Here is a 26,862-nt window from a genome sequence, read left to right as displayed (position 1 = left end):
TTGCTAGCGCAAATTTTTCATGAAATATCGCTATCCATCCTGAAAATGCTTTTCTTATCAATTCTTAAAAATAGCATAAAAAGATCGTGTATATTTTACTTTCAGTTAAATACTTATAAACATTTTTACCATTTTAAAATGTCCTACAGACAGAAAGGGAGAAGAAACATGATCATCAAGAATAGCAAGCACAAACTCATGCAGGTTGTGGGCATTGCAGCTGCCATTGCGATCCTCTGGTTGAGCCTGGTTAGTGTGGCAGAAGCTCACGCCGCCCAGAAAACCGCAGCCTTGATAGGATTACACCCCGCCGGACCTGTTGTACCGTCCTTCAATGGGCCAGTCACTGGTTGTGTCTTTCAGACCTACAATGGACACTACCTGACAGCGGTCGGTGGGGGTGGACGCATAACGGATGTGATCCACACTGATGCGGCAAGGTTTTCTTCATGGGAAAAGTTTACGCTCATCGACTCGCGAGATGGAACTTCCGTCATCCGTTACGGTATCCAGACATTCCATGGCTTCTACCTCACCGCAGTGGGCGGCGGAGGGCGCATCACTGACGTCATTCATTCAGATGCGACGCAGCTCCAGGCGTGGGAGAAATTCTCCCTGATCTCTCTCGGATATGGGGTGTACGCCATAGAAACGATCAACGGGCACTACCTCACCGCAGTGGACGGCGGCGGCCGAATTACCGACACGATCCACTCGGATGCAACACAGATCAGAGCATGGGAGAAGTTTCAGGTCTCTTGTGGGCATTGAGTTGTACTGTGTCAGTCCCGGGTAAACCGTTAGTCTTGGGGGTAAATCATTGCATGGCTGATCTTATAGAGGTCGATCGCAGCGCATGAGGTAGGCTTTATCCATTTGGTAGACGAACAGGGAGAAATCAAGTACGTTTCTCCCAGAACAAGAGACAAAACAGGAAAGGCAGAGTAAGCTTCTCGCAAAACTTGAAAAAAGGAAAAAGCGATGCTGACTCTGCCAAAAAGGTTGTGTTGCAAGAAGTAAACTGATCTGATAAGGTTGAGAGAAAAGAACTAAAGAGGATCAGACATGAGCGAGCAGCCTCTGTTCAAATGGCGTCACTTCCAGGCAGACATCATCCTTCTGTGTGTCCGGTGGTATTTACGGTATGCTCTCAGCTATCGGGATCTCGAAGAAATCATGCTTGAGCGGGGTTTGTGTGTCGACCACACGACCATTTACCGCTGGGTCCAGCACCATGCGCCCGAACTCGACCGGCGTTGCACCCTCATTTGAAACCCACAAGAGCTTCGTGGCAGGTCGACGAAACGTACATCAAAGTCAAAAAGCAATGGATGTATCTGTATTGGGCGGTTGATTCACATGGTCATACGCTTGATTTCTTCTTGAGTCCGACGAGGGATGCAAAAGCAGCAAAGCAATTCTTGCTCAAAGCTCTCACCGCCTTGCATCGCAGCGAACCACGAGTGTCGGGCGCTCGACAAAAGCGCGGCCTATCCCAAAGCCTTCAAGGAACTCAAGGCAGAAGGACACCTCTCTGAACAGGTGGAATTGCGGCAAGTCAAATACCTCAACAATTTAATCGAACAAGATCATCGGTTCATCAAACGCTTGACGAAGCCTGGGATGGGCTTTGCTTCATTTGAAACGGCGTGGCGAACCCGTGCCGGGGTTTGAGATGATGAATATGATCAGGTTTCACTGATCGCCACGCTCTTTGGAGTAGCAGTCTAAACTCAACAATCAAAACCTCTTCCTCTCCATTTTGCCTTCCTCCAATTTCTTGCAACACAACCCTCCTGGATGACCTGCCTCGCTCTGCTACGGTCGCGGCAGTAGATGAGGTCACCGCGCTTCCAGTGCCGTTTTGTTGCTTTCGCATCATACTGCGTCACCTCTTGTATAGTGACCCAGATGTCGGTCTTAACATGATGGCCGTTCTCACGCAAGGCCGAGCAACGAGTCAACGAATAACAGGTGAAGCCATTCGTCAGCCCTGGCTACTGTCAGCAGTTGAGCAGATAGAAGTTCGGCTCAGTTGGGATACAGCTTATCAGCGCTCCTGACAGGAGGTAACTAGTAGTCTGTTACGCATCAATTGATGGATAAAGCCGTTTCAACTTGATTCGCGCATCAGCTGCCGTAAACCGCCAATTGATCGTGGCCTGAGCTTGGTTGCGTTCCTGCTGCCAGGCTTGCACCTCCTGGGAAATCTCCTCAAGCGTGGCGAAACGGCGATGGAGACATTGGCGAGCCAGGACACTCAACTCGATTTCAGCCATATTCAACCAACTTCCATGGATGGCGGGCGTAATGAACTTCCAGCTTCTGGGAAAGCCGCCAAGCTTCCGCTGGATCAAAGACCTCATAAAAAGAAGAAGGCGTGTGGGTATTGAGGGTATCGAGCACGAGCACAATCTTTTCCGCTTGCGCGTAATGAATGTCAATCAGGTCTCGCATGAAGAGTGCCCAATCAGCTTTGGTGCGCCGAGCGCGGACCTGCACCACCCGCTTCCCCGTCAAGGGTTCACAAGCCAAAAACAGGCTACAGGTTCCTTCTCGCTTGTATTCAGCATCCTCCCGTTTCGGTTCCCCAGGCTTCAGGGGCAAAGGCTCGCGAGTGTCGGCAAGCAAGCAACTGCTTGCCTCGTCCAAACAGACCTGTGGAAAGCACGGATTATGTGGGCGGGTATACACCTCAAGCACATCTTCCATATGGTAAACGAATTCCGCATTGACTTTAGGAGGAATGCACCATTGTTCTTTAAGCCAGGGTTTGAGTTGGTTGCTTTTTACTATCATCCATACCGTTTTATGACTGATCTGATCCACATAGCACAATTGGATAAAGCTATGCGCCAACAACCGCACGCTCCATCGTTCCTGTCCCGCTGGAGGCTTCCCGCAGCACAACGCGATCAGATGGGCCTCCAGGTGCCCGTTCATCTTGCGCTTCTTGGGGCGCTCAGGCTGGGGACGGCGGTTGAGTGCATCGTCGAACCCCTCGCCGACGGATGCGCTCGATTGTAGGAAGGCTTACCTCTAGCGCCTCCGCAATGCGTTCATCCTTCCAAACAGGACCTTGCTCCCCCTGATCGGTTTTCAGCAATACCCGCGCGTGCATCAGTTGTCGGGCAGCAGCCTGACCCTGGCTGATCAGTTCTTCCAACTGCTGGCGTTGTGCCTGACTCAGTTTCACGATATACTTCTTCATGGGATGCCCCTTAAGGAAATGCTTCTTGATACGTACATTTCCTTTCAAGGATATCCCAACTTTTCTTGCCTTTCAAATCAACAGTTACAGTCCACTAGCCCTCTTGCGCGACTTCCCGCCTGCTGCAAGCCAATGGCGAGAAGGTGTCGATCTTGATGAGAAGTGAGAGTTCTCACTATGGAGATGGCGTTTTGATGGGGGAGAAGTCTATAGTCAGAGACGAAGAAGTTCCGCATTTCCCAAATGGGAACGAACAAGTGTGGAGAATGGGGCAGCAACGAGAGGATGGCATTTCCTCGCACAGTTCGTGGCCCTTCTCTTCTCGCTCTTGTCACGCCTCTTGCTTTTCGTACCCGATTTCAAGACATGTGAAGCATAATACACCCTTCTACTTTCTTGCTCGAAGTGGAAAAGGCTGGAGGATCAACCTTGATCTGATGACGCTGAGCCAGCAGACCAGCAACGAGGAGAGCGAAGAGCAGCAGTGTACATCAGGAATCCATCATCAGTAAGAATGGAGGACTGACGATCTTGGTCATATTCAGGATGCAGCAGCCAGCAAGACGCTCATATGGGAGAGATGAAGCTGAAAGCCCCACGCTGGACATATTAAGGAAGTTTGCCATTGACAGTTTAAACCTCTTGTTGCCAGTATCCAGGGCAACCTGCATCATCAATGGTGCACCAACGAACTGAACAACACTTCCATCATAAAATAATGATACGATTTGTACGCAATGATAGGCATTCATCAGGTCTGGAAGCTTCTTTCTTCAACAATTCGACCACCCTTCAAGAGAAGAACACGATCGGCCAGACGCAGAGGGGCAAGGCCATGGGTGATAGTGATCGTTGTCCGCCTTGCAGCAGCTCGTTCCAGCGCCTCAACGACTTTCTGCTCAGTAGCCGCATCCAGGCCAGTTGTTGGCTCATCTAGGATCAAAATAGGCGCATCGCGTAAGATAGCTCTTGCAATCGCAATACGCTGCTTCTGTCCTCCAGAGAGCGTTACGCCTCGTTCTGCAATCATAGTATGATACCCATCTGGCAAGCGCTGAATGAACTCATCCGCGTTGGCCGTTCTGGCGGCGGCAATAATCTCTTCATCGCTCGCATCGGTGCGGCCAAAGGCAATATTGTCGTATATCGTTCCCCGAAAGAGCAATGCATCTTGCAGCACGAGGCTGATCTGATCCCGTAAGGACTGAACGGTATAGGTGCGTATATCTTCCCCATCTATCAAGACCGACCCCTCACCTGGATCATAGAGGCGCGGGATCAGGCTGACCAGCGTGCTTTTCCCCTCACCGGTTGCGCCCATAACGGCAATCTTTTCTCCGGGAGCGATCTGGAGATTCACATGTGAGAGGACCGGTCGCCCCTGCTCATACCAGAACGAAACGTCGCGGAACTCGATGCTGCCCCCGACCCGTGAGACCGCCCGCGCATCGTTCCTCTCCGAGATGCCCTGGTCGATGCACAGCACCTCAGTGATCCGTTCGGCCCCGACGCTGGCTTTGTTCAATGCGTCAGAGAGACGTGCCAGGGCCTTCATCGGGCTGTAGAGATTGGTCACATACGCAAAGAAAATCAGCATATCCCCAGTCGTGACGCTCCCCTCCAGCACACGGGTTGTCCCATACCACATCACAATGACTAGCCCGACCGCTGCCAGCAGATCCACCAGTGGAGCCACTCTCGCCTGATAGCGAACAGTCTCTAAATAGGCATGGAGGCTGGTCGTACTGTATGCCTGGAAACGCTGATCCTGTTGCTCCTCCTGTGCCAGTCCTTGCACGATACGAATCGCCGTGAGGGTTTCCTGGGCCACTGAACCCAGCAACCCATCGCTGGCCCGTGCTGTGCGCGTGGCCGCCTTAACACGTCGTGTCGACTGAAAGACGGTCCAGAATAACAGCGGTGCCCCTGCGAGAGCTGCCAGAGCAAATTGCCAGTTGAGCCAAAACATCAACGCCACCATTCCTATCAGCAAGCACGCGTTGCTAAAAAGGAGGATCGAGCCATTGGCAATGATATCTTGGATGGCTTGCATATCTGAGGTGAGCCTACTAATCAGATCTCCTATGCGTTGATGATCGTGAAACTGGAGCGATAAGCGTTGCATGTGGGCAAACAGACGGCCGCGAAGCAGGAAGACGAGGCGCTGAGCAACATCACCTAGAGCGCAGGTATAAGAATAGGTCAGCAAGCCGGTGCCAATTGCGATCAGCAAATTGGCGGCACAAGCCCCGTAGAGGACGGCCACGCGGCCACCAGAGAAATGGTCCAGCCAATTAGCGAAGAGCGGGACGTGGCTTGACCTATGCGAAAGGACATGATCAATTACAATTTTGAGAGGCCAGGGACGAAGGACGGTAAGCAAAGCATCGAACACCATCGCCACCACTGCCCAACACAATGAGAACCAGAACGGCCTCAAGAGCGGCAGAAAATGCCGGGCGACCGCTCTGAAGGAGAGGTTCTCATGAGCAGAAGACGCAGGGTGAAACATTATGTTCCTCGCTTCTTGTGCGCTGTCCCAGGGCAAGGGAGACGGAGGACCGCTCGTGCCTGCTCTCTGGAAAGCGTGTAACCACATGAACCAGAGAGTTCCGACATTGCTCTTAAATGGGACACTATGCGTTCAGCACCGTTCCCTTTGAGTATTTTTGGTTGGTAGTTCACGCGGGGGTCACGATTTTTGACGTACAAAGGGTACAACATCAGCAGGATTTGCTCCTCTTCAAAGCGAAATCCAGCGACCATGCCCTCCCCACGACTATTGCCGGAGCCAAACGTAAAGTTTCCGATGCTATACAAGATAGGTCGCTGGGCATAGATCTCAATCGGTTGCAAAATATGAGGATGATGTCCGATCACTGCGTCCGCACCACAGTCTATGGCATACTGTGCTTTGGCTCGATCTCCCGATACGGGCTGCCGTTCGTAGGGAACTCCCCAGTGGAATGTAACGACGACACGGTCCACCTGTGGGCGTAGATGGAGAATGTCATTTTTGAGAGCCTCTGGCGAATCCACTGCACAGCCAGGAAGATGCGCAGTGGCAGCACAGCGGCGATTCCAGTAGTAACCAAGCAAGCCAATACGTATCTGTCCGACCTGTCGGATCACTGGTGCATGAGCAGCACTCTCGTTTGCAGCAGCCCCCAGAGGGGCTACTCCTGCACGTGCGAGTGCGTCAAGCGTTTCCACAACGCCGCCGCGTCCACAATCAAGCAAGTGGTTGTTTGCTAGTGTGACCACACTGATCCCTGCTCGTGCCAGAGAGGAGGCGAGCTTCGGGTTGACGGCATAGGCATAGTGACGGCTCTCCCGACCTGCTTTGTGGGCAAATGGGCCTTCCAGATTTCCCAGCACGACATTCGCTCGTCGTAACAGAGGTAGAACTGCCTGAAAGGGGTAGTCGTCTCCATACCTGGCAATTGCTTTGCTGGCACGTCCACCCAGCATAATATCGCCAACAGCGATAAGAGTAAGTGGAGGATCTCCCAGGGCATCGAGATACGTTTCCAGAGCTTCTTGCGAGAGCAGATCTTCCGATTCTGGGATCTCCTCTTGCGCGATATCGTGTAACAACGTTCTCATCGGCAGGTTCCCTTTAACATGAGCAAGGGCCTCTTTAGTCGAGTTCTCTCTTGCTGTTGTTTCTCATGTCTCACTCCGTCTCGTATAAGCATGCAGGGTGGATGCCCCGTCTGGCAAAGATTGTCAGAACCAGATCACGGTGGCAACCGGCGTACAAGCGCGCATCAGCCTGGAGCAATGCGGTCAACCCCGCTGCAAAGCCTTCTCGCTTTCGATAGTTATGTCTCGGCATTCCTGGGAGCTTGTTGTTGCTAGCGTTTGAGAGCAGCAAGGCTTTCAGCACCAGCAGATCCGTTCGTCGTACGCCATCTGGCTCACTTGCTGCTATCTGCGTCCGGAGATCCCAGAGTGCCGCAGCCCAGATGGTGCCATTGGCATGTGCGTCTGCGCCGGGGCGTGAATCGTAGTCGACCATCGTTTTCTCAGATGTCAGACTGCGGGCATGAACGACTTGCGCGTCATGAGGATGATGCCAGGCCCAGATGTGGGGGGTGCCGAGCCATGTGGCAGCCCAATAATCGCCGGTCCCCTCATCAATAGCCACCTTGTGGTTGTTTTGCTGATCTGGTGGCCGCCTTGCATTCCGCTGGAAGTCGGCGGTGTGTTGGGTGATGTGATGGCCGTATTCATGATAGAGGATTCCTGCGTTGTGCGATGCGTTAGCCCGGTAGTTCCCCCCGGCAGCCTCAACAAGCGTCCCTTGTTTGAGCAATTGCCGACCTGGCCCCAGATGGATCTCCCCCGATAGGGAGATCGGCTCATATTCATTAGTCTCAATAGAGCGACCGGGGAGGCGATAGTGTCCTCCCTGAAAGGGCACCCAGCGTTCGCCACGTTGCACGCCATCGTAGGTTCCATGTACTGCCGTTGCCGCGTGATGGGCATTGACTACTGCCACGACACGTGGGAGTGATGGTCTCCCCAAATCGTCAAGCAGGCCGTCCACATAAGCCGCGATAGCATCGAGATGGAAGTAGGTGTTGACCTCTCCGAAGTGCGAGGCCTGGATGAAACGCCAGCGCGCTTCAGGTAGCACTTGCCCCACCTGATCCATGCGATGCCCTCCCCGCCCAGGCTCAAAGAGGAAATTCCCTTGCTCGTCGGGGAGGGCATCGCCAAGAGCCACTGCTCGCACCTGACCGGTTGCCGAGTCCAGTTCGTTGAGCGCCCCAGCATTGCGCACATGAACATAACGGCCTCGCAGGTGCTCCCTTCCTTGCTCCTCCTGATCGAGATGTGGCAAGTGAACGATGGTTGCGGTCACATATCCCCCAGATGCCTTGTCGGGGGAAAGCGTCCAGGTATACACACGTCCGTAACTCATAGGTTCTCCTTGCCTCTCGCTGTATTTTCTTCAGGAAGCGACAGGAGCGGCAAGCTGAGATGCTGACGTGCTTTCAGCCGTTGTGCGATGATCTCGCCGGTCTGCAATTGCTGAGCAGTCAGGCAAGGCAGGCCGGTCGCCGCCTCAGTCTCCTGTCGGTTGAGTGCGCTCATCGAGACACGTCCAGAGATGGCAAGTGGTTCGATCTGCCAGCGCCGCAGAAGAGAGAGCGCGCCGACAACTCCCAGCGGATCGCTGGCGGCTAAGACCCAGGCATCTATCATCCTGGTGAAGCGAGCTGTTTGCAGCAAGGCAGCTGTCTCCCGTTGAAGCAGCCCATCTGCGATCTCGATTACGGTACAGTCGGTCCCATGCGCCGAAATGTGGGAAAGAAGGAGATGAGAGAGGTCGAGGAGGTCCTCAACGGTACACAAGTAGGTGGATGGCCAGCCTCCATCAAGAAACTCAAGAACTTCACTGGCTCCTGCATCCAGCATGGTCCAGCGGTCTGTGCCGGTGGCTGTGCCGGTCAGTTTTATGGCGGCGACGCGATACCCGTGTCGCCGCAGGCCGATAATCAGGCTCATAGCCGTGTGGGTCTTGCCGGCATCCATCAAGGTGCCACAGACGGCTATCAGCAATGGGTATCTCGTTGGCCCCTGTGGAGGAGGCGGGAGCGCAAAACTCTGTAGCGTTAAGCGCTGTCCCTCGGCGTCACCAAACGCTCCGAGCAGGCGCAAGCGACTGGGTTCGGCGACGCTGTCATGTTTGCTTTCGAACAGGCCACACAGACCCCCCATCGAAAGCAGATCGCAGCGATCCCCACGCATGCGTGCATAGCCTTCAAACTGCAGAGGAGCGTAACGATTCCCAAAAACGACAGCCAACAAGTCGTCCTTATGTAAGGTAGCTCTGCGTCCATCGGTCAGTTCCAGGTGAGTGTTTTTGCCAATTGTCTCCAGTCGCGTGAGGACCATATCTCCCGGTTGCGGAAACGCGGAGCAGGGGAGCAAACAGGCTAACTTCTCTTCTGGCACGTTGCGTAACGCGTAGGCGATCCGCATACGCATTCGTATCTCATCGGTCAAGATCATATGACTTCCTCCTAGCAAGAGAGCGGGACATGCATGCCCTACTATTGTTGCCTTTCTAGACATGGCTTCACACGAAACGGCAACCACGTAATCCAGCCAGCACCATCGTTGCAGGTGAATTGCGAATAGTGCGAAAACAGCAGTATGTCTATCTTGACAGACGTTGTCGCGTATTTCAAGAAAAATTCTACAAATAAAGGGCACTTGATAACAAGAAATTCTCCTTATATTTTCATAACGTTTCTCTTTTCTCTATAGGTTACAAGGAAAAATATGTAGATAAATGTGATACAGATTCCAGCAAGCAATCCCGAAGTTGCTTCTCTCTCCTTCTGAGAAGGTGGATCGCCGCCCCTGGAATTCACCCGTTTTTGTGAAGTCGAAGAATGAAGAGATGAAGCACAGCAAAAGCTAGTTTGTGGGCAGCTTTGGGCGTACTCAGCAATGGTCGGTTGGGAAACCGCCCAAGAGGAGAGGCGCAGGATCACGGGTAATGGATGGGCAGGATCGACGGAGGCGCGATCGACTAACTGGACAGCCAAATCGAGCAATAACGTCGATTTGCCTACGCCCGGAGCGCCCAGGATGAGGAGTTCTTCTTCGGCTTCGTCATAGACCGAAAGCAGCGATGTTCCGGGTGCGAGCAGACGCTCACCGCCAGCAGGCAAGCGAAAGAGGAGGTTGCTGGTGGAGACATTACGAACCAGATCAGGGCGGGTAGAGAGGCCCAATTCGATCCAGGTGATGCCACGCAAGGACTGATCGAGGAGTTCTTGATAGGAGCGGCGGAGACGCCGGAGCATGCGGTCCCAATCGGGATTGCTCTGGTGTGCAGTGCGTTGAGAGCGGTTCCTTTTAACGCTTCGCCGATTTGAATGAGATGGTGGCGCACCAGGGAAGTAATCGGGTTTGGGACGGGAGGAATGAGATGAAAAGGCAGGGGCACGCAGGGGCTTGCCATGTTGCTGGTGCACCGAGGCCAGGAGTACATCCAACGCTTCCTGTTCGGTGCGGCCAACCAGATCGACGAACACCATTTGTCCAAGCACTCCTTCCACGTCACAGGGCTGGACGTGTATCGGGAGGAGTGTGCCACGTTCGCCACTTGGATCACGCGTGAATGCAGTGGTCCACTCTGCCGGAGTCACCTTCGAGGAGAGATACTCTGGGGAGAGGACGGCGATGGTGCGCTCGGCCTGTTTGGTCGCACGATCCATTTCGAGGACGACATTCCTGCCAGCATGGGAGTCCCAGGCCTGGAGGATGGTGGTGTAGCCCTGAGCTTCGAGATGCCAGGCGATCCACGCGGCCCAGTCATGGTCTTGGTTCGCATAGCTGATGAAAAAGTCTGTGCGTGCCTTTGTAGCAGGCATCTGTTCCTCAGTAGCCATTAACGTCCTTCATACTGCTTGCGCTCAACCCTTCTCTCATGTGTCTCTCCAAGGAAAGTATACCTATTTTCTTCTCGGAGTGCAATGATCTTTTATTGATTGTCTCATTGCTGCTGCGCGTCTTGTTGCCACGGATGCGTGTACGTAGAAAGTCCTTTGTGGCTTGCGGGAGCGGGGACGATCTGCAACAGTAGCAGGTCTGGACCCAAGCATTCCCAACTTCAGGAGGTCGGTAAACCAGAACCCCTCTGGCGGCGCATTGTCCTGCAACCTTTCTACTTTGGCCCTGTCAGAACTCAAACAACATCCTGGCAGGGCAGTCACACTTCTGCTATGCTGATCGTATCAAAAGGGGATTCAAGAAGGAGTGTAGGCCAATGATCTGCCCCCATTGCACTGCAACTGTTACCAAGAAGCGGGCGAAGAAAACTAAACTTGGGTATCTCACATTCTTCTGCCCTGAGTGCCATAGTATCTTCAACGAACGAACTGGAACTCCCTTCAATTATCTTGAATTCCCTACGGATATTGTTTTGCTCGCAGTCGTGTGGCGGCTCCGTTATAAACTGGGTCTGCGAGACGTCGTGTTTCTCGAGCGTGGTTTTACCTTCACCCATGAAGCCATCCGAGACTGGGAAGCACGATTTGCCTCGTTGCTCACTGATCAGTTGTGCACCAAGCGACGCGGCCAAGCCAGGAGATCTTGGTATGTTGATGAGACATACATCAACGTACATGGGAAATGGTGTTATTTGTATCGGGCTATCGACCATGAAGGCAACTTGGGAGATTCCATGTTGAGTGAGAAGCGGAATATGGAGGCAGCTCAGCGATTTTTCAAGCAGGCAGTCGCTGTGGTTGACCATGTTCCCGACCAAGTCACGACCGATGGACAGAGCTCTTATCCACGGGCCATACGAGAGACGACGGGCAGCAATGTCCAGCATCGAACGAGTAAATATCGGGGTAATCGCCTGGAGCAAGATCATCGAGGGATCAAGCAACGCTACTATCCGATGCGTGGCTTTGGGACATTTGAAGCGGCAGCACGTTTCTGTTGTGCTTTTGACGAATGACGGAATTATCTCCGTCCACATTGTATAATGGGAGAATCGATCTCACTCTCCGAACGACGACAAGCTTTCCTGGATCGGCTTGTCGCTTTGCAAGCCTTGCTACAAGCTGCCTCATAGCAAGAGACGAGCGGTAGTCAGCATCCCATGGAGCTTTGATACGCTTCTATGTTCTCAGTTCTGACAGAACCGGCAGAGCGGGCCGTGATGTACTAGAGTGTGGAGGAGACAACCAAGCACAAAGGGGAGATCATGAAGACGTGTCACTGTGGCACCTGTAGTTGTTGCGAGGCGAAGCGCAAAGCAGATAGCCACCAGCACAGCCACCCACAATGAGCAGGTATCACCCCAGGCAGTAGCGCAGTCGATAGCCATACCCGGCGATAAGGAAGAGAAACCAGGAGAACAGCCAGGACAACAGGATGGAGAACAAGCGGGCGAGTCCCTGCCAAACACTCCTCACCGTGATCTGTTCGTTCTTTGGATCGTGCCAGGTGACGGTACACAATTCATACCAGCGGACGATGCGTTCCAGCACTTTGGCGCGATAGGCAAAACGGGATGCATCGGTGGTAAGGCCCTGATCGTGGAGGTCCACGGAAAGTTGATGGGTTGCCCGCATTGCCTCTTGGAACTCGTGCAGCCGAGTGGCTCGATCCTTCGTTGTTCCATGCGAGTCGTGCTTGTGACGGGCACGATCCTCATCACCGAGCATGAGCATTTCTGACCAGGAGACAACCGACAGATTGGTTCCTACCAAGGACACATCGAGGAGACGAGGGCCAACACGCTGGTCATTGATGAGGGTGGTCCCGCTGAGCTGAACCCCTTCCAGGTGGCTCCTGGAGAGGTTGGCATCGGATAATTGTGCCTCTTCCAGGTTGGCATTTTCTAACAGCGCCCTTTCGAGGATGGCGTGTTGTAACAGCGCCCCTTCAAGGTGGCCCCCACCTAGCTGTGCCTCTCTGAGGTCGGCGTGTTGTAACTGTGCATGGGAGAGGCTGCTATGTATCTCTACTGCACTTTATTGTACTATGGTTAAAACCAAAACACGGCCAAGTATGTTCACAGCCAGTGATGCCAACCAAGTGCTCTTTCCTTTCCAGACTTTGTTTGACTAGGCGCTTTCCTTCATTGTCCCCTTTGAAAGATTTTAACGTGCTCATCTGGCTCTGCAAGCGACACAGTTCCATACACGTGGAATTCACCCGTAAAAATGTAGATAGGAAACTTGGAGTTTAACTCATCACCCCTTCACTTGTTCAGTGTTGACCCATTTGCTTGTTCAAAAGCAATTGGACTCATATACTGCAATGTTGAATGCAACCGAATAGGATTGTAAAAGCACTCTAAGTACTCAAAAATGGTTGATCGCGCTTCTTGCCTCGTCTGGAAACGCACGCGGCTCGTGCATTCTTTCGCAAGCGTGGCGAAGAACGCTTCCATCGCTGCATTCTCCCAACAATTGCCCGTACGACTCATGCTTTGAAGTTCGATGCCCAGCTCACGTAAAGCTGCTTGATACCGGTCACTGGTGAATGCTGTCCCACGATCGCTGTGATGCAAGAGATCTGATCCAGGGTGACGTCTGGCTACCGCCATGCGCAGTGCCAGCTCGGTCAACTCGCTGTCTTCGGTTGCGGCCATCGCCCAACCCACCACCATGCGCGAGAAGAGATCGACAATCACGGCCAAGTGGAGCCAGCCCTCAGCGGTCTCGACGGCCTTGGTATCAGTTGCCCATTTGCTGTTTGGTTGCTTTGCGGTCAACTCGCGACCCAGGTGATTGGGGGCAAAGCGAGCATGCGGATCGCTCTTCGTCGTCGGCTTGCGCGAACGTTTCGTTTGTGCCGATACGCCCAGTTGTTGCATCAGCCGCACGACCCGCTTGCGTGAGCAATGGATGCCCTGTGTTTTGAGTGCTGCATGAATGCGCGGACTGCCGTAGAGCTGGCGGTGATCCAGAAAAATCTGTTGAATCTCGGCTGCAAGCCTGGCATCTTCTCGTGCGTGCTGGGAGACCTCCCGGTTCTTCCAAGCATAATAGCCACTCTCTGAGACGTCCAATGCCTTGCAGAGCAGCGTGATCAGGTACTGCTGACTGTGCTCGGCAATGAACTGAAACTTTACGGTTGACCGCGCGAAAAGATGCCGATAGCTTTTTTTAGTATATCACGCTCTTGTCGCAGCAATTCATTCTCTCCTTTGAGATGGCGCATTTCCTCTTCTTGTGGCGTCTGATGTCCACTTCCTGGAAATGCCTGCTCTCCCTGCTCGGAAAATAGCTTACACCAATGGTGAAGCGTGCTGTCGGCAATCCCTAAATCTCTTGCAATTTGCGCTCATGGCTTCTCGCTGGATTTTGCCAATTGTACTGCTTCTACCTTGAATTCTCTCGTAAAGGTTTTTTGATCCTTTGGCATGACCCTTTCCCTTTCTGTGCAGGTCCACTTCTTCCAGTTTACCTTCCACATTTTCCTGGGTCAAGACCACATCGGGCCGCTTCAATAGGTAATATGAGCTATGAGATGGAAATACATCAGGTTGCAGTAACTCAATCAATGAGACGCCGATAGAAGCTTCGCTAAAATACCACGCGATTTCAATGCCAACACGAAGGCCACCATATCTGATCCGGGCTACCATGTCACGCCCGTCCTCTGGAGATTCGACAAATCCTTTCTGGCGCTGATACCCATACTGCTGCTCTAAAAAAAGAAATGCCTCGGTTGTTACCGCAAAAAATTCATTTTGAAGCGCTGCACGAGCGGGACGATACGATGGGTCACCGGAAGCTTGCAGCCTTGCTTCACACGGGCAAGAACCGAGTCAAACGTGTTATGCACAAGTATGGCATTGCAGCCCGGCGCAAACGTAAGAAGTACGTCTATCCAGGAAAAGCCGCCCAGCCCGCCCATCGGCAGATCTGCGACCTTGCGAGTATAGTAGCTATGGACCCGCGTGGCAAGCTCTCCACAGAGCGGACAAGCTGGATGTGCTTGGAGAGAAACTGCTGTGATAGTAAACATGTCCTTACTCATCTCAGCATCCGTGACTTCTAGCCTCTCCGGGAGGGCTGCTACTTGCTTCACTTCCATCTTTTTTCGGACCTTCCTTCTTCAAGGCCCTTTACCCATGAAGAAGCATATTCCGATTAATTGATATATGCAAGCAAACAACCTGAATCACCAAGGGTGAGCCAGATCCAATTTATTCCGCGAGTGACATATGGGTGCAATAATGCTCTTGAACTAATTAACCGTGATATAATTTTAAGGTCCTGATATCGGGATTATTTTGTTCAAGAGTATTATTGCACTCATACGACTCTGTTAAAGCCAGCGGGCAATTTCCTTGCTGAAATCATCGTATCTGCAAAGATGATGCTCGTAACCAAGAATAAAATGAATCTCTGGCCTGGCAAAGAGCTGCATCAAGCCAGTATGTACGTCGGCGTATAAGAGAGCAAGTCTAACAAGGCTAACATGGCGGAGTTTGGGCAGATGTAACAATGGTGTAAGGTCTTCACTAGGCGTGAAGTACTCGATTTTCTCAAGCTCTATAAGCCCTGCTAATGGGGACAGGTCTTTATCGCGGCATCCAAAAAGGTAGAGTTGGCGTAGGTGTGTGAGTGACCGTAAAGGGGTCAGGTCTTCGACTTCACAATGGTTCAAGTTGAGCGCTTCTAGTTGGGTCAAGCCGCTGAGTGGGCTTATGTCCCTTACATTTCTTGCTCCACTGAGCGAGAGTGTGCGTAGATTGGTTAGCATTGCTAGAGCGCTAACATCTTGCAAGCTATGGACTCCATTACAATCTAAATGTTGCAATTGTTGGAGATGTTCTATACCCTGCAAGCTCAGAAGATTGGACTGCTGATGTATTGTAAGCGATTGAAGGAGTGGAAAGTTCTTTAAGAAGATTAAATCAGTGACGGTATCACCGTCTATGCACAGACTCGTGAGCGTTGGCAGAGATGCGAAAGTGTGCAAAGCGATCTCATGAATATGCATATCGAGCTGTTCGAGGGCTGGTAGAGTAGCCAGGACGGAGGTATTCGGTAATTGAGTGCCACGCAAATCGAGTTTACGTAGTGTTGGCTGGCCTTGCAAGCTCTCAATATTCAAAAAGCTGCCCTGGACGTAGAAGCTAACCATGAGTTCTTGCAGAGCAGGTAACGCGTGTAAAGGTGCTAGGTCAAGGGGGTTATCCGTCAGCTCAAACTCAAGGGTTTTCAGGTTGGGACATGTGCGAATGGGATTGAGGTCTGGCACAGAACACTGGGAAAAACTCAATTGACGCAGGGCTGGAAGATTACTCAACCCTTGTAGACTGGCTAGCTGGTGAAAATTCTCAAGCCGGAGTATTTCTAATTGCTGAAGATCAGCCAGCACGTCAAGGTTTTGGACGTGTATATTGCTCAATTCCAATTTAGTCAGATTGGGTAGGGCGCATAGCGGGCTAAAGTCCATTGGCGTCGTATTGTCATTGCCAGCTTTATAGATGAATGACTTGAGATGTGTGGCCTGCTCAATGCCGCTAAAGCTCTCAATATTTACATTATTCGTTGTCCATCTGTTGTAATGTTGAGGATTGGTACTAAAGTCGGATGTTTGATTGTTGTGAAACCGTAATTCTTCCAGGTGAGGGATGCATCCAAACTCTTGAAGATCGGTGAAGTAATCCTCTGCGATCACTTCGAGGCTGCGCAACTGCTGTAACTGGCTCCATTGTACCATGCCTTTAACATTGATGGTCTGGATGCGGAATGTTGTGAGTGTCGCGATAGAGGTGAGTGGGCGAAGGTTTGTGATGCGGGAACAGTGGCGTATTCTGATCTCTTGGAGCCGTGGGAGGTTTGCTAAGGGTTGGAGGTCTTTCAATTTAGAACACTCGTCAATCTCCAACAAGTCAAGCTGTGCCAGGTCGCCGAGGCCACGAATATCTTTCAGTTTGTGCAGGTATCTGATCGTCAGCCGTTTGAGTCCTGTGAGACCAACGACTGTAGGAATGCTTTCCAGGTTCTTGAGTGTGTGTAATGTTAGCTCAACAAGATTGGGTTTATTGACGAGTCCACTTATATCATTGATTTGTGTGCATTCTTGCATATGTATTTCGCGTAGCTTGCGGAGATTGCGTAATGGTGCAAGGCTTTGAATGGCGCTGCACTTGGTGATGTCGAGTACCTCTAAATTGCTGAGTGTCGCGAGTGGTGAAAGGTCAACGACCCTTTTACATTTTGGCATGTACAAGTATTTGAGGCTGCTCAAACCTGCCAGTGGAGTGAGATCATGCAGGCCACCATAGTGGTCAAGGTACAGACTTTCGAGCATGGTCAGGTATTGCAAACCGCGCATGTCAGAGGGTTTGAGTAGCCGCAAGTGTGTTACGCCTCGCTGCTCAAAGACGAGGGCCAGGATATATTGGCCATATCCATCGGGGTCGCGTGCCATTTTCCAGTAACGAAGTGCATCTTCGATGGTGAAGGGTGTATTTGTGTTTTGCAGGTAGGTATGCAGTGCTTGTAAAGAGAGTAAGCCGGGAATATGTAGAAGGGTGCGTAGGCAGAACGAACGTTGTTTTTCCTGTTGGGTGCCATTTGCACTGAGCCAGTCGATGAGAGGCTTGATGGCTAATGTGCCTGCTTGTTCGGCGAGTGTGTCGGCGTTACGGCTATTTGTAGGTGGTAGCCATCTGTTGAGTTGTGCGCTTACGGCTTGTACGATGCTGCTTGTGGGCGTGTCTATGAGATCGAGGCATGCGGCTGCTAGGAAGTCGAGCCTGATACTTTGCTTGCTCTTGCGATTGCCTTCTTGTAGAATCTGGTTGATAAGCTGTTCGCGCTCTTGCTCTGTGAGTTGGGGGATGGCTGCTAGGATGGCTTCTTGCGTCTGCGGATCGCTGATATTTGGGAGGGATGTGGAAAAATTCATTTTCTTTAGTACCTTTGTTGTGCGGTAAGGGATGATAAACATGTTTCCTCTTGTATATCTATTCTCGCAGATGCAGGCGGATATGGAAATAAATAGTGCTGGCTGTAGGAGTAATGGCACATGGGCTGTACTGCTTCCATACTCTTCAAACTATCCTTCTCTCAGCGTATTTTCTCTGTAGCACGATTGGAAGCAAAGAATATTTCAAACGAGTGGACATCACCAAAAGTGTGTAAGCGCGACGGAATTCCAAAATTTACAAGGAAGCCATCTGGATGATTAGACGACAAAGAGTGGACCGATGACAGTCGGGATGCGGGTGTAGAAGCGCTGTCTGAGGCACTGGAGGAACTGTTCGCACAAGTGGTCCAGTGTCTCCTCGTCGAGCGTGAGCCTCTGAGCCGCAGGAGGCGATTCAGGTGATGCATAGTGACGGTGGTGGTGCCCTGGGCGATGAAGACAGCGGACGATGCGCGCTACGGGTATCCACGGACCACGCAGGAGGATCATTACGTCGGCCATGAACAGGGCGGAACGCCGAACCACTTTGTGGCGATGAACTTGCAGGGGCAGATTACAGTGGTAGAACTGCCAGGCGGGAATTTGTAGGATCTCAAAATTGGTGTCATTGCCTTTCTTCAACCTCTTATAAAATCCCAGAATTCTTGTCTTTTGCTTTCACACATCCTCTGAGGAACTGACCATCTTCCCACAAATAGTGTCTCTGCCCTACGGTCTGAGTGAATGAACCGTTGGGTATTTTCGGTGACGGTGCATCTTTTTTCATATCAAACCTTTTCACTTTGTCTCATCTGCCAGAGGAAGACGATCCTTCTGAACGTGGAAGGACAAGAATGGTGGGCGCGGGAAGACAGGATTGATGAGAACCTACAATTGGAACATCTAGGCAATACCGTTATCTTGCAGCCGAAAGCAGAGACGATGCTTGCCTAAGTGTTCTTTCATCATCTGAACCATTGATAAAGAGGCTGCAGATCTTGGGGGAGAGATTTTTGTCTCTCGTATCTAGTTTTCAGAGGAAAAAGGGGGTGATGGAGAAACCTCACCCTTTCTTCTGCAGCATTGCCCTCAGGGGACAAGCACTCCATCAGCAAATCCCCCAAGATTGATTTGCCAGAGGACTTTTCCCCCTGGGTCCATCGCCGTCGTCCAGTTCGTGTACGTCTGATGGTCCTTGACCTGAGTGCTCCGCTGGATATAGAGAATACTCTTGTGGACAAGGAATCCTAGAATCGAGTCACTATGCAGGTCTCCTGCAAGTTGGGTGATAATCATTTTCTGCCAGATGAGAGAGCCTGTCGCGGCGTTCAGGCTCATGATCCCTGGCACAAAGGGATCGCTCGGCGGATATCCCCAGGTCTCATTCGCTCCGGCTGGATCGAATGTCATATAGAGAGTGTTTCCTTCAGCATGCAGATCCCCAGTGAAAGGCATCTTTCGACTCCAGCGCAGATGACCAGTAGCTGCATCATAGGCAGAGATACCCTCGCCAATCACACCAGAGACGATGGTCTCCTCCGAAATTGGGAAGTCGAAGACTGGACCACTACTGATCGTGCCCGGAGAATGCCAGAATTGCTGTCCGGTTGTGGCATCAAAGGCGTAAAGGGAACTCTTATATCGGTTGAGGATCTTATGATTGGAGACGGGAAAGTACTGATTATTCGCGCGAAGATAGACCCTGTTCTTCAGTAAAAAGGGAGCCATGAAGAACTCACCTGGGATGATTTTCTGCCAGAGCACCTGACCGTTCTTCAGGTTTATCGCCTGGATCGGTCCTCCTTCGTCATCAGAGGTATAGAGCACACCATCATTGATAGTGAAACCTCTCACAATCTGATAGGTCTTGAGAAGCTTCCCGGTCTGGGCATCAAACAGGTAGAGACGATCCTGCGGAAATTTGGACAGGTTCCGAGGGTTTGTCTTGTCGGGCAGGTACTCCAGACCTGGAATAAAGAGTATACCGTGATCCAGAACAGGTGGGTTTACCTGACCACGTACCAGATCAACATTGTTGCCGAAGACATATGACCATGCGAGATGACCCGTGGCAGCGTTAAGAGCATAGACCACTTCATTCTGCGACTCGATAAACACGTACCCCTGCTGCACAAGAAGGTAATTCGTGAGGGCATACGGTCCAAAACTTGAGGGGTGTTTCAGCCTGAACTGATATTTCCAGAGCACTTTCCCGCTCCGATAATCAACTTTGTAGACGGCTGTACTCGTTTCATCGGCTATATAGAGACCAGCGTCTGGTCCTGCGAGTTTCAGGCTCCGTGTGGGTGAGGGAGTGAGACCTGGCCGTATGGTGGGTGTGGGAACGCCTGCACCCTGTCCCACGCATGCTGATAGGCTGCTGATGATCAAGGATGCTATCAGCATGGCTACGCTTACGGGAAATAGATCTCGCCAAAGCGGATGTCTGAGAAAAAGGTCTTCTTGCTGTTTCATAGACTTCTCCAGAGTTTCTGTTCTTGGCGATTCTCTCTGCTTACAGCGCTATTCCGAAATCTGGAACGGTTTGCCGGGTCGCTGTTCCCATTCTACACAGGCAGGGGAACAAAGGCCACGACATCTACTGACATTTTCCCGACAGTCTGGTCCAGGATTCAACCGTTGTGAACACCGCTCCCGTACAGAGATGCTGGAGAGAGTATAGAGAAAAGATCACAAAAAAGCTGTGACTTCCCTCACAGATCGGCCTGCATGCAGAGCACCTCGACATCTCCGCCCTCCTACTGAGGAGAACTCTACGGAAGAAGATCGCTTGACGAAATCATATCAAGCCAGACAGGCGCGGGTGATGAGAAGATTTCTCATTCTTGTAAGGAAGTACTCAGTGGAAAATGCACCATCATGCGTCTTTTCGGAACCCATGCGGGATCTTCGCCCCTTTCTGACCTGTTTCGCTTCGTCAACACTTTCCGCAAGTTTGGCCCGGTGGTTACTCCTGATGATATTCATAACGTTTTTCTGTCAGCCCGTCTATGTGCTCTTTTTAGAAATGGAGGCTGCTTCATGAGAAACGCCATACTTGGGGCGAGGCTGTGTGCACAGGCTACCAGTCAGCAAGATTTTTGCGCGGATAACTTCAAACGAATAGCCTCGTCTCATGCGCGATGCAATACAGATTATTTGGAATACACTGCAAAACTCAGGTATACTAGAGCCAGGACGAGAGGAACTGGCAGAAGTTCCCACACTCATGTCGAGCCGAAAATATTCCTTCGAGGCATTCAGGGCGAATCTGCTCTATGCTACCGAAGCAGAACACATTCATCAAGAAGTAGGAGGGCGTTTGCTCAATTTGGGAGTTGGGATAGAAGCTTTAATGCGCAAAATCGCGCTCAAGCACTCGTAGCACTTACCTGCTCCCTTTGCTCCTCTCAGCTTTTCGTGAAAGAAGTCGCATAATGGACCCGTCAGGAAGCATCCGCTGGGAGATCTTCCCACGTATTGCGGTTCTGCCATCTGCCCAAGAATGGTTTCAATTACAAGCAAATCGACAACTCAGCCCACGGACGATTGAAGCATACGGCAGGAGCCTTGAAGATTTCCTCCACTTCTGTGAGCAGCATGACCCTCCTCTTGTTGTAGAAACAGCGACGAAAGTTGACCTGGCCGCCTACGTCCAGGATTTAGTAAAGCGTCCCAACTCACATGGGCAACAAATCATTCATCTCCACTCAGGAAGTGGTCTCTCTGACCAAACGATTCAGCTTCGCCTGACAGCAGCTCGCCTGTACTACGATCATCTTGTGGAAACAGGCAAGCAGGCTAGAAATCCCGTTGGTCGTGGTAAATACACGCGCAGTAGCCATTTCTCAGTCGGCAGAAACAGGAATTCTGCCAATGAGCGACCGCTGGTGCGACGTAAACCAGCACGCCAACCCTGGATACCGTCTGACGAGCAATTCAAGAGATTACTGGCTGCGCTCTCGTGCGAATCCTTGCGCAATCAAGCTCTATTTTTACTCATGTATGACAGTGCGTTACGTCGTGAGGAGCTGGCTCTACTGGAGATGACAGATATCGACTGGGCACATCGAGAAGTCACACTGCGCCCAGAGACCTGTAAAACCAGTTCTGGACGATTGGTCCTTTTTACCCAGGCAACAGCTACTCGTTTGCGAGCCTATCTGGAGCGCCGCCGCCAGATCAAGCCTGGGTTGGGTCGATTGTTTCTTTCCGAGTCCGACCGCAACCGAGCTTCTGGTCTGACACCGGAGATGATCAACAAAGTCATGCGCTCTATCGCACGTCGTGCGAATCTTCCACAATTCCATCCGCATACCTTGCATCACTTGAGATTGACCCATATGGCCCGCTGTGGCATTGCAGAACATATCATCGCCGAATACGCTGCTCACAAGTCACTCGACACAACCCGCCTCTACATTCATATGAGTGGGCGCGATATTTCGGCAGCAGTGGCCTCCCAGATGGAAGATTTTGAGGCATGGATTGCAGCCACATTGGAGGAGGTCGAAGGATGAACGCCCTAACAAACGCCTTTCCCTCTGAGTCGCCTGAGTGGCATTGGCCTATCGACTGTAGTCACTATGATTGCTCCACTGCCTTAACTGATGCTGCTCAGTGAGCTGCTCATACGTCTTCAGATCTGGATCGTCCTCCTCGAGAACTTCCGCGGTTTCTTCCTTCAGATACTCGTCCAGATTCTCTTCATAAGAAGCGGGAAGGTGGAAGCATGAGCCGCGAGGAGAACGTCAGAGTGCGGGGGGTGAAACGGAAGTTTTCTGCGGCAGGAGCAGACCTGCGGCGAAGCTGGGAGAGATCGCCATCATAGTAAATCACGCGCTGGTTCTCTTTTGATATGTAAGGATAGGCCTCAGGCGAGCTGTCGAGGAAAAAAGAGAGCATGCCTGTCGGTGGCAATTCATGGGCGAGATCGTAGGGGGCGACATCAGCAAGGCGAATCTGAGCCAGCAGCTTGAACGGTCTGCCCTCATAGGCGGGCCATTCCAGTCCCGGTGGCAGATCCGGTAGCCCCCTAGCTTGGAGGCCCCAGTGCCAACTTAGACTCATCGACCCTCTGGCACATGATCCTGATGCTTGGGCGCAGCAACGCTTCTATCTCGTCGGCGATGCACGAGAGACGACTGGCACGGATCAGGGTTCTTATCTGGTTTTCCATCGTTTCCATCGAAATGGAGACTCCTTTCACATGGTGGTTCATAGGAAACACGACCTCTCGCGTGCTCCTCTGTGTCTTCTTTTTCACCAGCAGCCCAGGCCTAGGCGACGCGCGCCTCCTCCCCGAAGGCGAGCCGAGCTTGCTCATCGGGTGCGCATGAGCTTCTTTCTTCTTCTTCCAGGAGCAAGGAACGCAAAGGGAAAACGTTCTTGTCTTGCCAGGACTTTTGTCTCAGCTTGAGCAATCAACTTGACCCTGCACCTGCAGTCTTGGAGGGTTATCAAACGCTGCGGTTTGTCGCAACAAACGAAACAGCCTGTTGAAAAAGTCCAAGTAATCTCATCATTTTATCAGTGGCACGTGAAACCTGAGCGTAAATGGGAGGGTTATTGTCAGGTATACTCATCTATGGGAGACTTTTTCAACAGGCTGTAGAGTTCCTTGCCCCAGATCAACTTGGCCTGGCGACATTGTTCGACAATGGCTTCAAAAAATCGCCGAAAGATCACCAAGCCAAATCGTTGGTGGATACGAGTGAGGCTGGAATGATCGGGTAACGGTTCATCCAGGTTATATCCGATATACCACCGCACGTTCAGCTTGTCGGCAACTAGGCGCATGAGCAAACGCTCAGACCGAATATCTTCAAAAAACATCACTAGCTGCAATTTAAAGAAGACGACCAGATCAATGGATGGGCGACCTCCAGTGGCATACGTCTCTTTCACCAACTCGCGAACAAACGAGAGATCCAACACCCGATCCAGATGACGGTAGAAATGATCAGCGGGAACAAGATCATCTAAGGAGAGAGCAGAAACAGGAGTAAAAATGCGTGCTTTACTTCCCATCATAACAAGGCGATTTCCTTTCTCTCTAGAAACACTGAGCACACTCGTTTTGTGATATTATATCAGAAAATGAATTTTGCAGTGCATCTTACTATTACTGCTCGCTTGTGTTTTTCAACAGGCTGAGGCTATTAGGTGTAATAAAAGACACAGACCGGTGACAGGCTGTCCCATGACTTATTTCTATCAGAATGATCATCTTCTCTCCATTCTCATTGCTCTCACAGTTTCTTTTGAAGAGCAGAGACCTCTGGCAAAGGAATGAGAGAAAGTTGCATTCCTCCAGTGAGTGGGTGTTTCCCAATGGCTGCACGGACATAAAACACCTGCTGGATGAGCTCAGGCGTCAGAGCCTTCTCTGGGGTTCCATGAGCAACGATTTTTCCTCCAGCAAGCAAATAAAGGCGATGACAATAGGTGGCAGCGAGGTTGAGGTCGTGCAGCGTCAGCAGCGTCGTCATGCCAAGTTCGTGTATAAGTTCAAGCAGTTCTAATTGATGATGAATGTCCAAGTGATTGGTCGGCTCGTCGAGGACGAAGAGTTGTGGCTGTTGGGCCAGCGCACGTGCAACCAGCACACGCTGCTTCTCTCCACCCGAAAGCGTCATATAATCGCGTTCCGCGAAGTTGAGCATGTGTACTCGCTCAAGTGCTTGCATCACGATCTGTTCATCCTATCGCGTCTCCCTTTCAAACATCCTTTTCTGAGGGGTACGGCCCATGTGAACAATTTCGCGGACGGTGAAAAGAAAATCAGTGGATGATTCCTGCACGACTACGCCAGTCCGGCGGGCGCTCTCACGGGCGCTGAGTTTCCATACGTCGTCCCCGTGGAGCAGGATTTCTCCCGCAAGGGGCCGTATCATCCGATAGATGGTGCGTAGCATGGTCGATTTGCCGCCCCTATTGAGGCCGAGCAGCCCCACAATCTCACCAGCCTCAAGGCGCAGATTCACTTCACGCACAATACGTCGTCCGGTAAGCTCGACGACCACACCTCGCGTTTCCAGGTGCATACCCATCTCATAGCTTTCTTGTTGGCTTGTTCTTCTCTCTATACTATTCATCCTTCAAGCTCTCCTCTCCTCGCAGGTTTGTCTCGTCTACTGAGCAAGTAAAGGAAAAATGGACCTCCCAACGCAGCGGTCATGATGCCTACTGGTATCTCTTCTGGAGCAATCAGCATGCGTCCCAGCAGATCTACCAACATCAGATACACTGCTCCTCCCAGGGCAACGAGTGGCAAGAGGCGGCGATGGTTGGCTCCAACAAACACACGTGCGATATGGGGGATCATTCTGCGTTGATGAGAAATTGGGCAGAGCGATCACCGTAGTAGGTGTGAGTGAGGCAACACGTTTCTGGACGGTCTCAATACGCTGTTTCATCCCATTCACCACTCGTTGTGCTCGCGTCTGAACACCAAAGATACGCCCAATATTGAGAATATCATCATACACACTCGTCGCCTGCACCTGCGTGGAATCCCCTGAACATTCCCCACTCATCCCATAGATCTGAGCCCCTTGTGCTTTGAATTGGTCCTGAGTGACCTCTCCAGAGGAAGCCAGAAAATCACCCGCAGGATAGGCTGCGAACACCAAATCGGGATGAGTACTCAGAACCAGCTCCTTCGATGGTGCATGTACCATATCGCCTCCATGATCTTGGAGGCGAGTGTATTGTGCTTGAAAGGCGGGTTCTGCTTGATAGAGTGTTTCAGCATAGACCCCAACAATACGGTTTCCCAAGCCGAGATCAAGCAAGATATCGGTCGTCATCTGCCAGGTTGAGATGACACGGGTTGGTGGTTTGGTGAAGGTAAGCGTCTGCCCACAGTTCTGGATCGTAACGGGTTGATAGGCAAGCCCCTGTGCACCTGACGAGGATGGTTGGTTGGGTGAAGTCCCACAGGCAGCGAACAGCCCAAGGAGCAAGAGTACAAAAAGACCCCATACGATGAAGCGTGGCTGATGAGAAGTCAGGCGAAAAGTCATAGAAGCCGTTTCCTTTCTAAAAGCGGTGTTAGCGTCGCTTCCCGCTTTGAAGCAGGTGGAGAGCGCGTGCAACGATGGAGGGAGAAGCTTTCTGCGGTGCCCCTGGGTCAAACGGGGGCTGAGGATCATACTCCAGGGCAAGTTGAATAGCCTGAGCCGTCTCTTCATCGGTCAATTGGCTGGCGAGAAAGAGGGCCATATCGATTCCGGCTGAAACGCCCGCAGCGGTGAGAATTTTTCCATCCTGCACATAACACTCAGCCACAAAGGTGGCTCCCCACTGGTGTTGGAGGTGCGGGCCGGAACTCCAGTACGTCGTGGCGCGTTTACCCTCTAACACGCCTGCCGCACCAAGGACGAATGCGCCCGTACAGACAGAGGTGCTCCAGCGCGAAGTCTTATGCGCTTCCCGTACCCAGGTCACAATCTGCTCATTCTGGGCAGCGGCCAACGTGCCAGCATTTCCACCAGGAATAAGAAAGATATCAGGATGGAGAACCTCTGAGAGATGCATCCGCGACAAGCGCGAGGGTCTGGGTATCAGTGCGTTGAGGTCCCACTGTTTCCGCGATGAAGCAGACACTGACGTCAGGAAGACAGCTCAACACCTCATACGGACCAATCGCATCAAGCGCGGTGAGGCCATCATAGAGGACAATAGCAATCTGCATAGGAATATCCTTTTCCGTAGTTTTTCTGTGCAGAGATTATTTCTGCCAGATTCTTCCTGCACAGAGGAGCCTCAAAGGTGAGAGTATCTTGCAGAAAAGATCTGCAAGGATTTTAATTGAAAGGACTCTCCCCATCCATTCGGAGACATCCTTATTTTTCTTCGCGGCTTTTTTAGGAAAAGATCTCATACTTCCTTTAAAAACCCTAGGGAGGTAGAGGAGTATAGCTACTGCTTTTCCCTTCAATGATGAGTCGATGTATCAACACACGCATGTTGATACATCGACTCATCATTGAAGGGAAAAGCAGTAAGGAGGAATGAACCTTTTTGTCGGTCGAAAACCTATTACCCTTGTGCTAATATGAAGAGTGTCGCACAGAGCTACTATCATCGAGCAAAAATGCCGTAAATGGTCCATTTTCGTGCGAATCCTTGCACTACCCTATGAGACTGGAAATATTGTCTGAGGTTGGAGTTGATCGACGCCGATTTCGATCATGTACGCCATGGCACGTAGCAGCCTATCGCCGATG

The 26,862-nt window shown here is 51.6% G+C and carries 23 protein-coding genes and 6 pseudogenes; 7 read left to right on the top strand and 22 right to left on the bottom strand.

Translation table 11 applies throughout. From position 1 onward, the window contains the following. Window positions 1-168: 168 nt before the first annotated feature. Window positions 169-771: a fascin domain-containing protein gene (locus K3T83_RS01000; protein ID WP_220201139.1), complete on the top strand. Its 603-nt coding sequence runs from the start codon at window positions 169-171 to the stop codon at window positions 769-771. Window positions 772-1,065: 294 nt separating this feature from the next. Next, window positions 1,066-1,702: pseudogene (locus K3T83_RS00995) on the top strand (IS6 family transposase). Between the two features lie 382 nt (window positions 1,703-2,084). Here K3T83_RS00995 and K3T83_RS00990 read toward each other — a convergent pair. From K3T83_RS00990 to K3T83_RS00980, 3 genes are read right to left on the bottom strand one after another with little or no spacing between them, the layout of a single operon-like run. Next, window positions 2,085-2,279, bottom strand: coding sequence for a hypothetical protein (locus K3T83_RS00990; protein ID WP_220201138.1), 195 nt, complete (start codon window positions 2,277-2,279; stop codon window positions 2,085-2,087). Next, entirely contained in the window at window positions 2,272-2,943 is a 672-nt protein-coding gene (locus K3T83_RS00985) for an IS630 family transposase (protein ID WP_236064772.1), read from the bottom strand. Before K3T83_RS00985 ends, K3T83_RS00990 begins: the two co-directional genes overlap by 8 nt. Before the next feature lie 19 nt (window positions 2,944-2,962). Next, window positions 2,963-3,211 (bottom strand): helix-turn-helix domain-containing protein, encoded by a 249-nt coding sequence (locus tag K3T83_RS00980; RefSeq protein ID WP_220201137.1) that lies wholly within the window; start codon window positions 3,209-3,211, stop codon window positions 2,963-2,965. A gap of 25 nt (window positions 3,212-3,236) precedes the next feature. Here K3T83_RS00980 and K3T83_RS00975 point away from each other — a divergent pair, with 25 nt between their 5' ends. Beyond that, window positions 3,237-3,377 (top strand): hypothetical protein, encoded by a 141-nt coding sequence (locus K3T83_RS00975; RefSeq protein WP_220201136.1) that lies wholly within the window; start codon window positions 3,237-3,239, stop codon window positions 3,375-3,377. Between the two features lie 325 nt (window positions 3,378-3,702). On the opposite strand, the gene K3T83_RS00970 is transcribed toward K3T83_RS00975, so the two are convergent. From K3T83_RS00970 to K3T83_RS00945, 6 genes are all read right to left on the bottom strand, one after another. Next, window positions 3,703-3,963, bottom strand: coding sequence for a hypothetical protein (locus tag K3T83_RS00970; RefSeq protein WP_220201135.1), 261 nt, complete (start codon window positions 3,961-3,963; stop codon window positions 3,703-3,705). After that, window positions 3,963-5,723 carry an ABC transporter ATP-binding protein gene (locus K3T83_RS00965; RefSeq protein WP_220201134.1) on the bottom strand — a complete coding sequence of 587 codons (1,761 nt, stop codon included), beginning with the start codon at window positions 5,721-5,723 and terminating at the stop codon, window positions 3,963-3,965. Before K3T83_RS00965 ends, K3T83_RS00970 begins: the two co-directional genes overlap by 1 nt. Continuing rightward, on the bottom strand, window positions 5,723-6,817 hold the full coding sequence (locus K3T83_RS00960) for a CapA family protein (protein ID WP_220201133.1): 1,095 nt from the start codon (window positions 6,815-6,817) through the stop codon (window positions 5,723-5,725). The genes K3T83_RS00965 and K3T83_RS00960 overlap by 1 nt, the downstream gene beginning before the upstream one ends. A 70-nt stretch (window positions 6,818-6,887) precedes the next feature. After that, the gene (locus tag K3T83_RS00955) at window positions 6,888-8,141 is read right to left on the bottom strand and encodes a M36 family metallopeptidase (RefSeq protein WP_220201132.1); all 1,254 of its coding nucleotides are present in this window, start codon (window positions 8,139-8,141) and stop codon (window positions 6,888-6,890) included. Continuing rightward, window positions 8,138-9,235, bottom strand: coding sequence for a P-loop NTPase family protein (locus K3T83_RS00950; RefSeq protein WP_220201131.1), 1,098 nt, complete (start codon window positions 9,233-9,235; stop codon window positions 8,138-8,140). Before K3T83_RS00950 ends, K3T83_RS00955 begins: the two co-directional genes overlap by 4 nt. Window positions 9,236-9,459: 224 nt before the next feature. Next, complete coding sequence (locus K3T83_RS00945; RefSeq protein WP_220201130.1) at window positions 9,460-10,626, bottom strand: TIR domain-containing protein; 1,167 nt, start codon at window positions 10,624-10,626, stop codon at window positions 9,460-9,462. 377 nt (window positions 10,627-11,003) lie between these two features. Between K3T83_RS00945 and K3T83_RS00940 the strand changes: the two are divergent. Continuing rightward, window positions 11,004-11,819: pseudogene (locus K3T83_RS00940) on the top strand (IS6 family transposase). Window positions 11,820-12,042: 223 nt separating this feature from the next. Here K3T83_RS00940 and K3T83_RS58775 read toward each other — a convergent pair. The 4 genes and pseudogenes from K3T83_RS58775 to K3T83_RS00910 all read right to left on the bottom strand — a co-directional run bounded on the left by K3T83_RS58775 (window position 12,043) and on the right by K3T83_RS00910 (window position 17,629). Continuing rightward, window positions 12,043-12,711, bottom strand: coding sequence for a pentapeptide repeat-containing protein (locus tag K3T83_RS58775; protein WP_220208138.1), 669 nt, complete (start codon window positions 12,709-12,711; stop codon window positions 12,043-12,045). A 242-nt stretch (window positions 12,712-12,953) separates the two neighbouring features. Next, window positions 12,954-14,122 (bottom strand): annotated as a pseudogene (locus tag K3T83_RS00930) (IS3 family transposase). 309 nt (window positions 14,123-14,431) lie between these two features. Continuing rightward, entirely contained in the window at window positions 14,432-14,797 is a 366-nt protein-coding gene (locus K3T83_RS56045) for a transposase family protein (RefSeq protein ID WP_236064770.1), read from the bottom strand. A 234-nt stretch (window positions 14,798-15,031) separates the two neighbouring features. Beyond that, window positions 15,032-17,629: a leucine-rich repeat domain-containing protein gene (locus K3T83_RS00910; RefSeq protein WP_220201128.1), complete on the bottom strand. Its 2,598-nt coding sequence runs from the start codon at window positions 17,627-17,629 to the stop codon at window positions 15,032-15,034. A gap of 429 nt (window positions 17,630-18,058) precedes the next feature. Here K3T83_RS00910 and K3T83_RS00905 point away from each other — a divergent pair, with 429 nt between their 5' ends. Beyond that, window positions 18,059-18,238 carry a hypothetical protein gene (locus K3T83_RS00905; RefSeq protein WP_220201127.1) on the top strand — a complete coding sequence of 60 codons (180 nt, stop codon included), beginning with the start codon at window positions 18,059-18,061 and terminating at the stop codon, window positions 18,236-18,238. Between the two features lie 480 nt (window positions 18,239-18,718). On the opposite strand, the gene K3T83_RS00900 is transcribed toward K3T83_RS00905, so the two are convergent. Then, a complete protein-coding gene (locus K3T83_RS00900) occupies window positions 18,719-20,104 on the bottom strand; it encodes an outer membrane protein assembly factor BamB family protein (protein WP_220201126.1) in 1,386 nt (461 codons plus the stop codon). 661 nt (window positions 20,105-20,765) lie between these two features. Here K3T83_RS00900 and K3T83_RS00895 point away from each other — a divergent pair. Beyond that, window positions 20,766-21,014: a hypothetical protein gene (locus K3T83_RS00895; RefSeq protein ID WP_220201125.1), complete on the top strand. Its 249-nt coding sequence runs from the start codon at window positions 20,766-20,768 to the stop codon at window positions 21,012-21,014. 52 nt (window positions 21,015-21,066) lie between these two features. After that, window positions 21,067-22,149 carry a tyrosine-type recombinase/integrase gene (locus tag K3T83_RS00890; RefSeq protein ID WP_220201124.1) on the top strand — a complete coding sequence of 361 codons (1,083 nt, stop codon included), beginning with the start codon at window positions 21,067-21,069 and terminating at the stop codon, window positions 22,147-22,149. 187 nt (window positions 22,150-22,336) lie between these two features. Here K3T83_RS00890 and K3T83_RS00885 read toward each other — a convergent pair whose 3' ends face one another. The 8 genes and pseudogenes from K3T83_RS00885 to K3T83_RS00850 all read right to left on the bottom strand — a co-directional run bounded on the left by K3T83_RS00885 (window position 22,337) and on the right by K3T83_RS00850 (window position 26,327). Further along, entirely contained in the window at window positions 22,337-22,699 is a 363-nt protein-coding gene (locus K3T83_RS00885; RefSeq protein WP_220201123.1) for a DUF1963 domain-containing protein, read from the bottom strand. Then, window positions 22,665-22,817, bottom strand: a complete 153-nt coding sequence (locus K3T83_RS00880; protein ID WP_220201122.1) for a hypothetical protein — start codon at window positions 22,815-22,817, stop codon at window positions 22,665-22,667. Before K3T83_RS00880 ends, K3T83_RS00885 begins: the two co-directional genes overlap by 35 nt. A 383-nt stretch (window positions 22,818-23,200) precedes the next feature. Then, on the bottom strand, window positions 23,201-23,662 hold the full coding sequence (locus K3T83_RS00875) for a transposase (RefSeq protein WP_220201121.1): 462 nt from the start codon (window positions 23,660-23,662) through the stop codon (window positions 23,201-23,203). 218 nt (window positions 23,663-23,880) lie between these two features. Continuing rightward, a pseudogene (locus tag K3T83_RS56040) lies at window positions 23,881-24,675 on the bottom strand (ABC transporter ATP-binding protein). Between the two features lie 47 nt (window positions 24,676-24,722). After that, window positions 24,723-24,956 (bottom strand): annotated as a pseudogene (locus tag K3T83_RS57685) (iron chelate uptake ABC transporter family permease subunit); the annotation flags it as partial. Between the two features lie 37 nt (window positions 24,957-24,993). After that, window positions 24,994-25,656, bottom strand: a pseudogene (locus K3T83_RS00860) (ABC transporter substrate-binding protein); the annotation flags it as partial. 28 nt (window positions 25,657-25,684) lie between these two features. Beyond that, entirely contained in the window at window positions 25,685-26,170 is a 486-nt protein-coding gene (locus tag K3T83_RS00855; RefSeq protein ID WP_220201117.1) for a DJ-1/PfpI family protein, read from the bottom strand. Next, the gene (locus tag K3T83_RS00850) at window positions 26,142-26,327 is read right to left on the bottom strand and encodes a type 1 glutamine amidotransferase family protein (protein WP_220201116.1); all 186 of its coding nucleotides are present in this window, start codon (window positions 26,325-26,327) and stop codon (window positions 26,142-26,144) included. The genes K3T83_RS00855 and K3T83_RS00850 overlap by 29 nt, the downstream gene beginning before the upstream one ends. Window positions 26,328-26,862 lie beyond the last annotated feature (535 nt).

It is taken from the genome of Reticulibacter mediterranei (assembly GCF_016587455.1).
Note: the sequence above shows the minus strand (reverse complement) of the source record. Positions and strands in the feature narration are given on the sequence as shown.

Coding starts and splice junctions, on each gene's coding strand:
- K3T83_RS00945 (WP_220201130.1), bottom strand. CDS start 10,626: ATGGCTACTGAGGAACAGATGCCTGCTACAAAGGCACGCACAGACTTT.
- K3T83_RS00855 (WP_220201117.1), bottom strand. CDS start 26,170: ATGCATCTCTCAGAGGTTCTCCATCCTGATATCTTTCTTATTCCTGGT.
- K3T83_RS56045 (WP_236064770.1), bottom strand. CDS start 14,797: ATGGAAGTGAAGCAAGTAGCAGCCCTCCCGGAGAGGCTAGAAGTCACG.
- K3T83_RS00900 (WP_220201126.1), bottom strand. CDS start 20,104: ATGAAACAGCAAGAAGACCTTTTTCTCAGACATCCGCTTTGGCGAGAT.
- K3T83_RS00980 (WP_220201137.1), bottom strand. CDS start 3,211: ATGAAGAAGTATATCGTGAAACTGAGTCAGGCACAACGCCAGCAGTTG.
- K3T83_RS00970 (WP_220201135.1), bottom strand. CDS start 3,963: ATGAATGCCTATCATTGCGTACAAATCGTATCATTATTTTATGATGGA.
- K3T83_RS01000 (WP_220201139.1), top strand. CDS start 169: ATGATCATCAAGAATAGCAAGCACAAACTCATGCAGGTTGTGGGCATT.
- K3T83_RS00885 (WP_220201123.1), bottom strand. CDS start 22,699: ATGAGTCTAAGTTGGCACTGGGGCCTCCAAGCTAGGGGGCTACCGGAT.
- K3T83_RS00990 (WP_220201138.1), bottom strand. CDS start 2,279: ATGGCTGAAATCGAGTTGAGTGTCCTGGCTCGCCAATGTCTCCATCGC.
- K3T83_RS00965 (WP_220201134.1), bottom strand. CDS start 5,723: ATGTTTCACCCTGCGTCTTCTGCTCATGAGAACCTCTCCTTCAGAGCG.
- K3T83_RS00985 (WP_236064772.1), bottom strand. CDS start 2,943: ATGAACGGGCACCTGGAGGCCCATCTGATCGCGTTGTGCTGCGGGAAG.
- K3T83_RS00950 (WP_220201131.1), bottom strand. CDS start 9,235: ATGATCTTGACCGATGAGATACGAATGCGTATGCGGATCGCCTACGCG.
- K3T83_RS00955 (WP_220201132.1), bottom strand. CDS start 8,141: ATGAGTTACGGACGTGTGTATACCTGGACGCTTTCCCCCGACAAGGCA.
- K3T83_RS00960 (WP_220201133.1), bottom strand. CDS start 6,817: ATGAGAACGTTGTTACACGATATCGCGCAAGAGGAGATCCCAGAATCG.
- K3T83_RS00910 (WP_220201128.1), bottom strand. CDS start 17,629: ATGAATTTTTCCACATCCCTCCCAAATATCAGCGATCCGCAGACGCAA.
- K3T83_RS00890 (WP_220201124.1), top strand. CDS start 21,067: ATGGACCCGTCAGGAAGCATCCGCTGGGAGATCTTCCCACGTATTGCG.
- K3T83_RS00850 (WP_220201116.1), bottom strand. CDS start 26,327: ATGCAGATTGCTATTGTCCTCTATGATGGCCTCACCGCGCTTGATGCG.
- K3T83_RS00880 (WP_220201122.1), bottom strand. CDS start 22,817: ATGGAAACGATGGAAAACCAGATAAGAACCCTGATCCGTGCCAGTCGT.
- K3T83_RS00875 (WP_220201121.1), bottom strand. CDS start 23,662: ATGATGGGAAGTAAAGCACGCATTTTTACTCCTGTTTCTGCTCTCTCC.
- K3T83_RS00895 (WP_220201125.1), top strand. CDS start 20,766: ATGCGCGATGCAATACAGATTATTTGGAATACACTGCAAAACTCAGGT.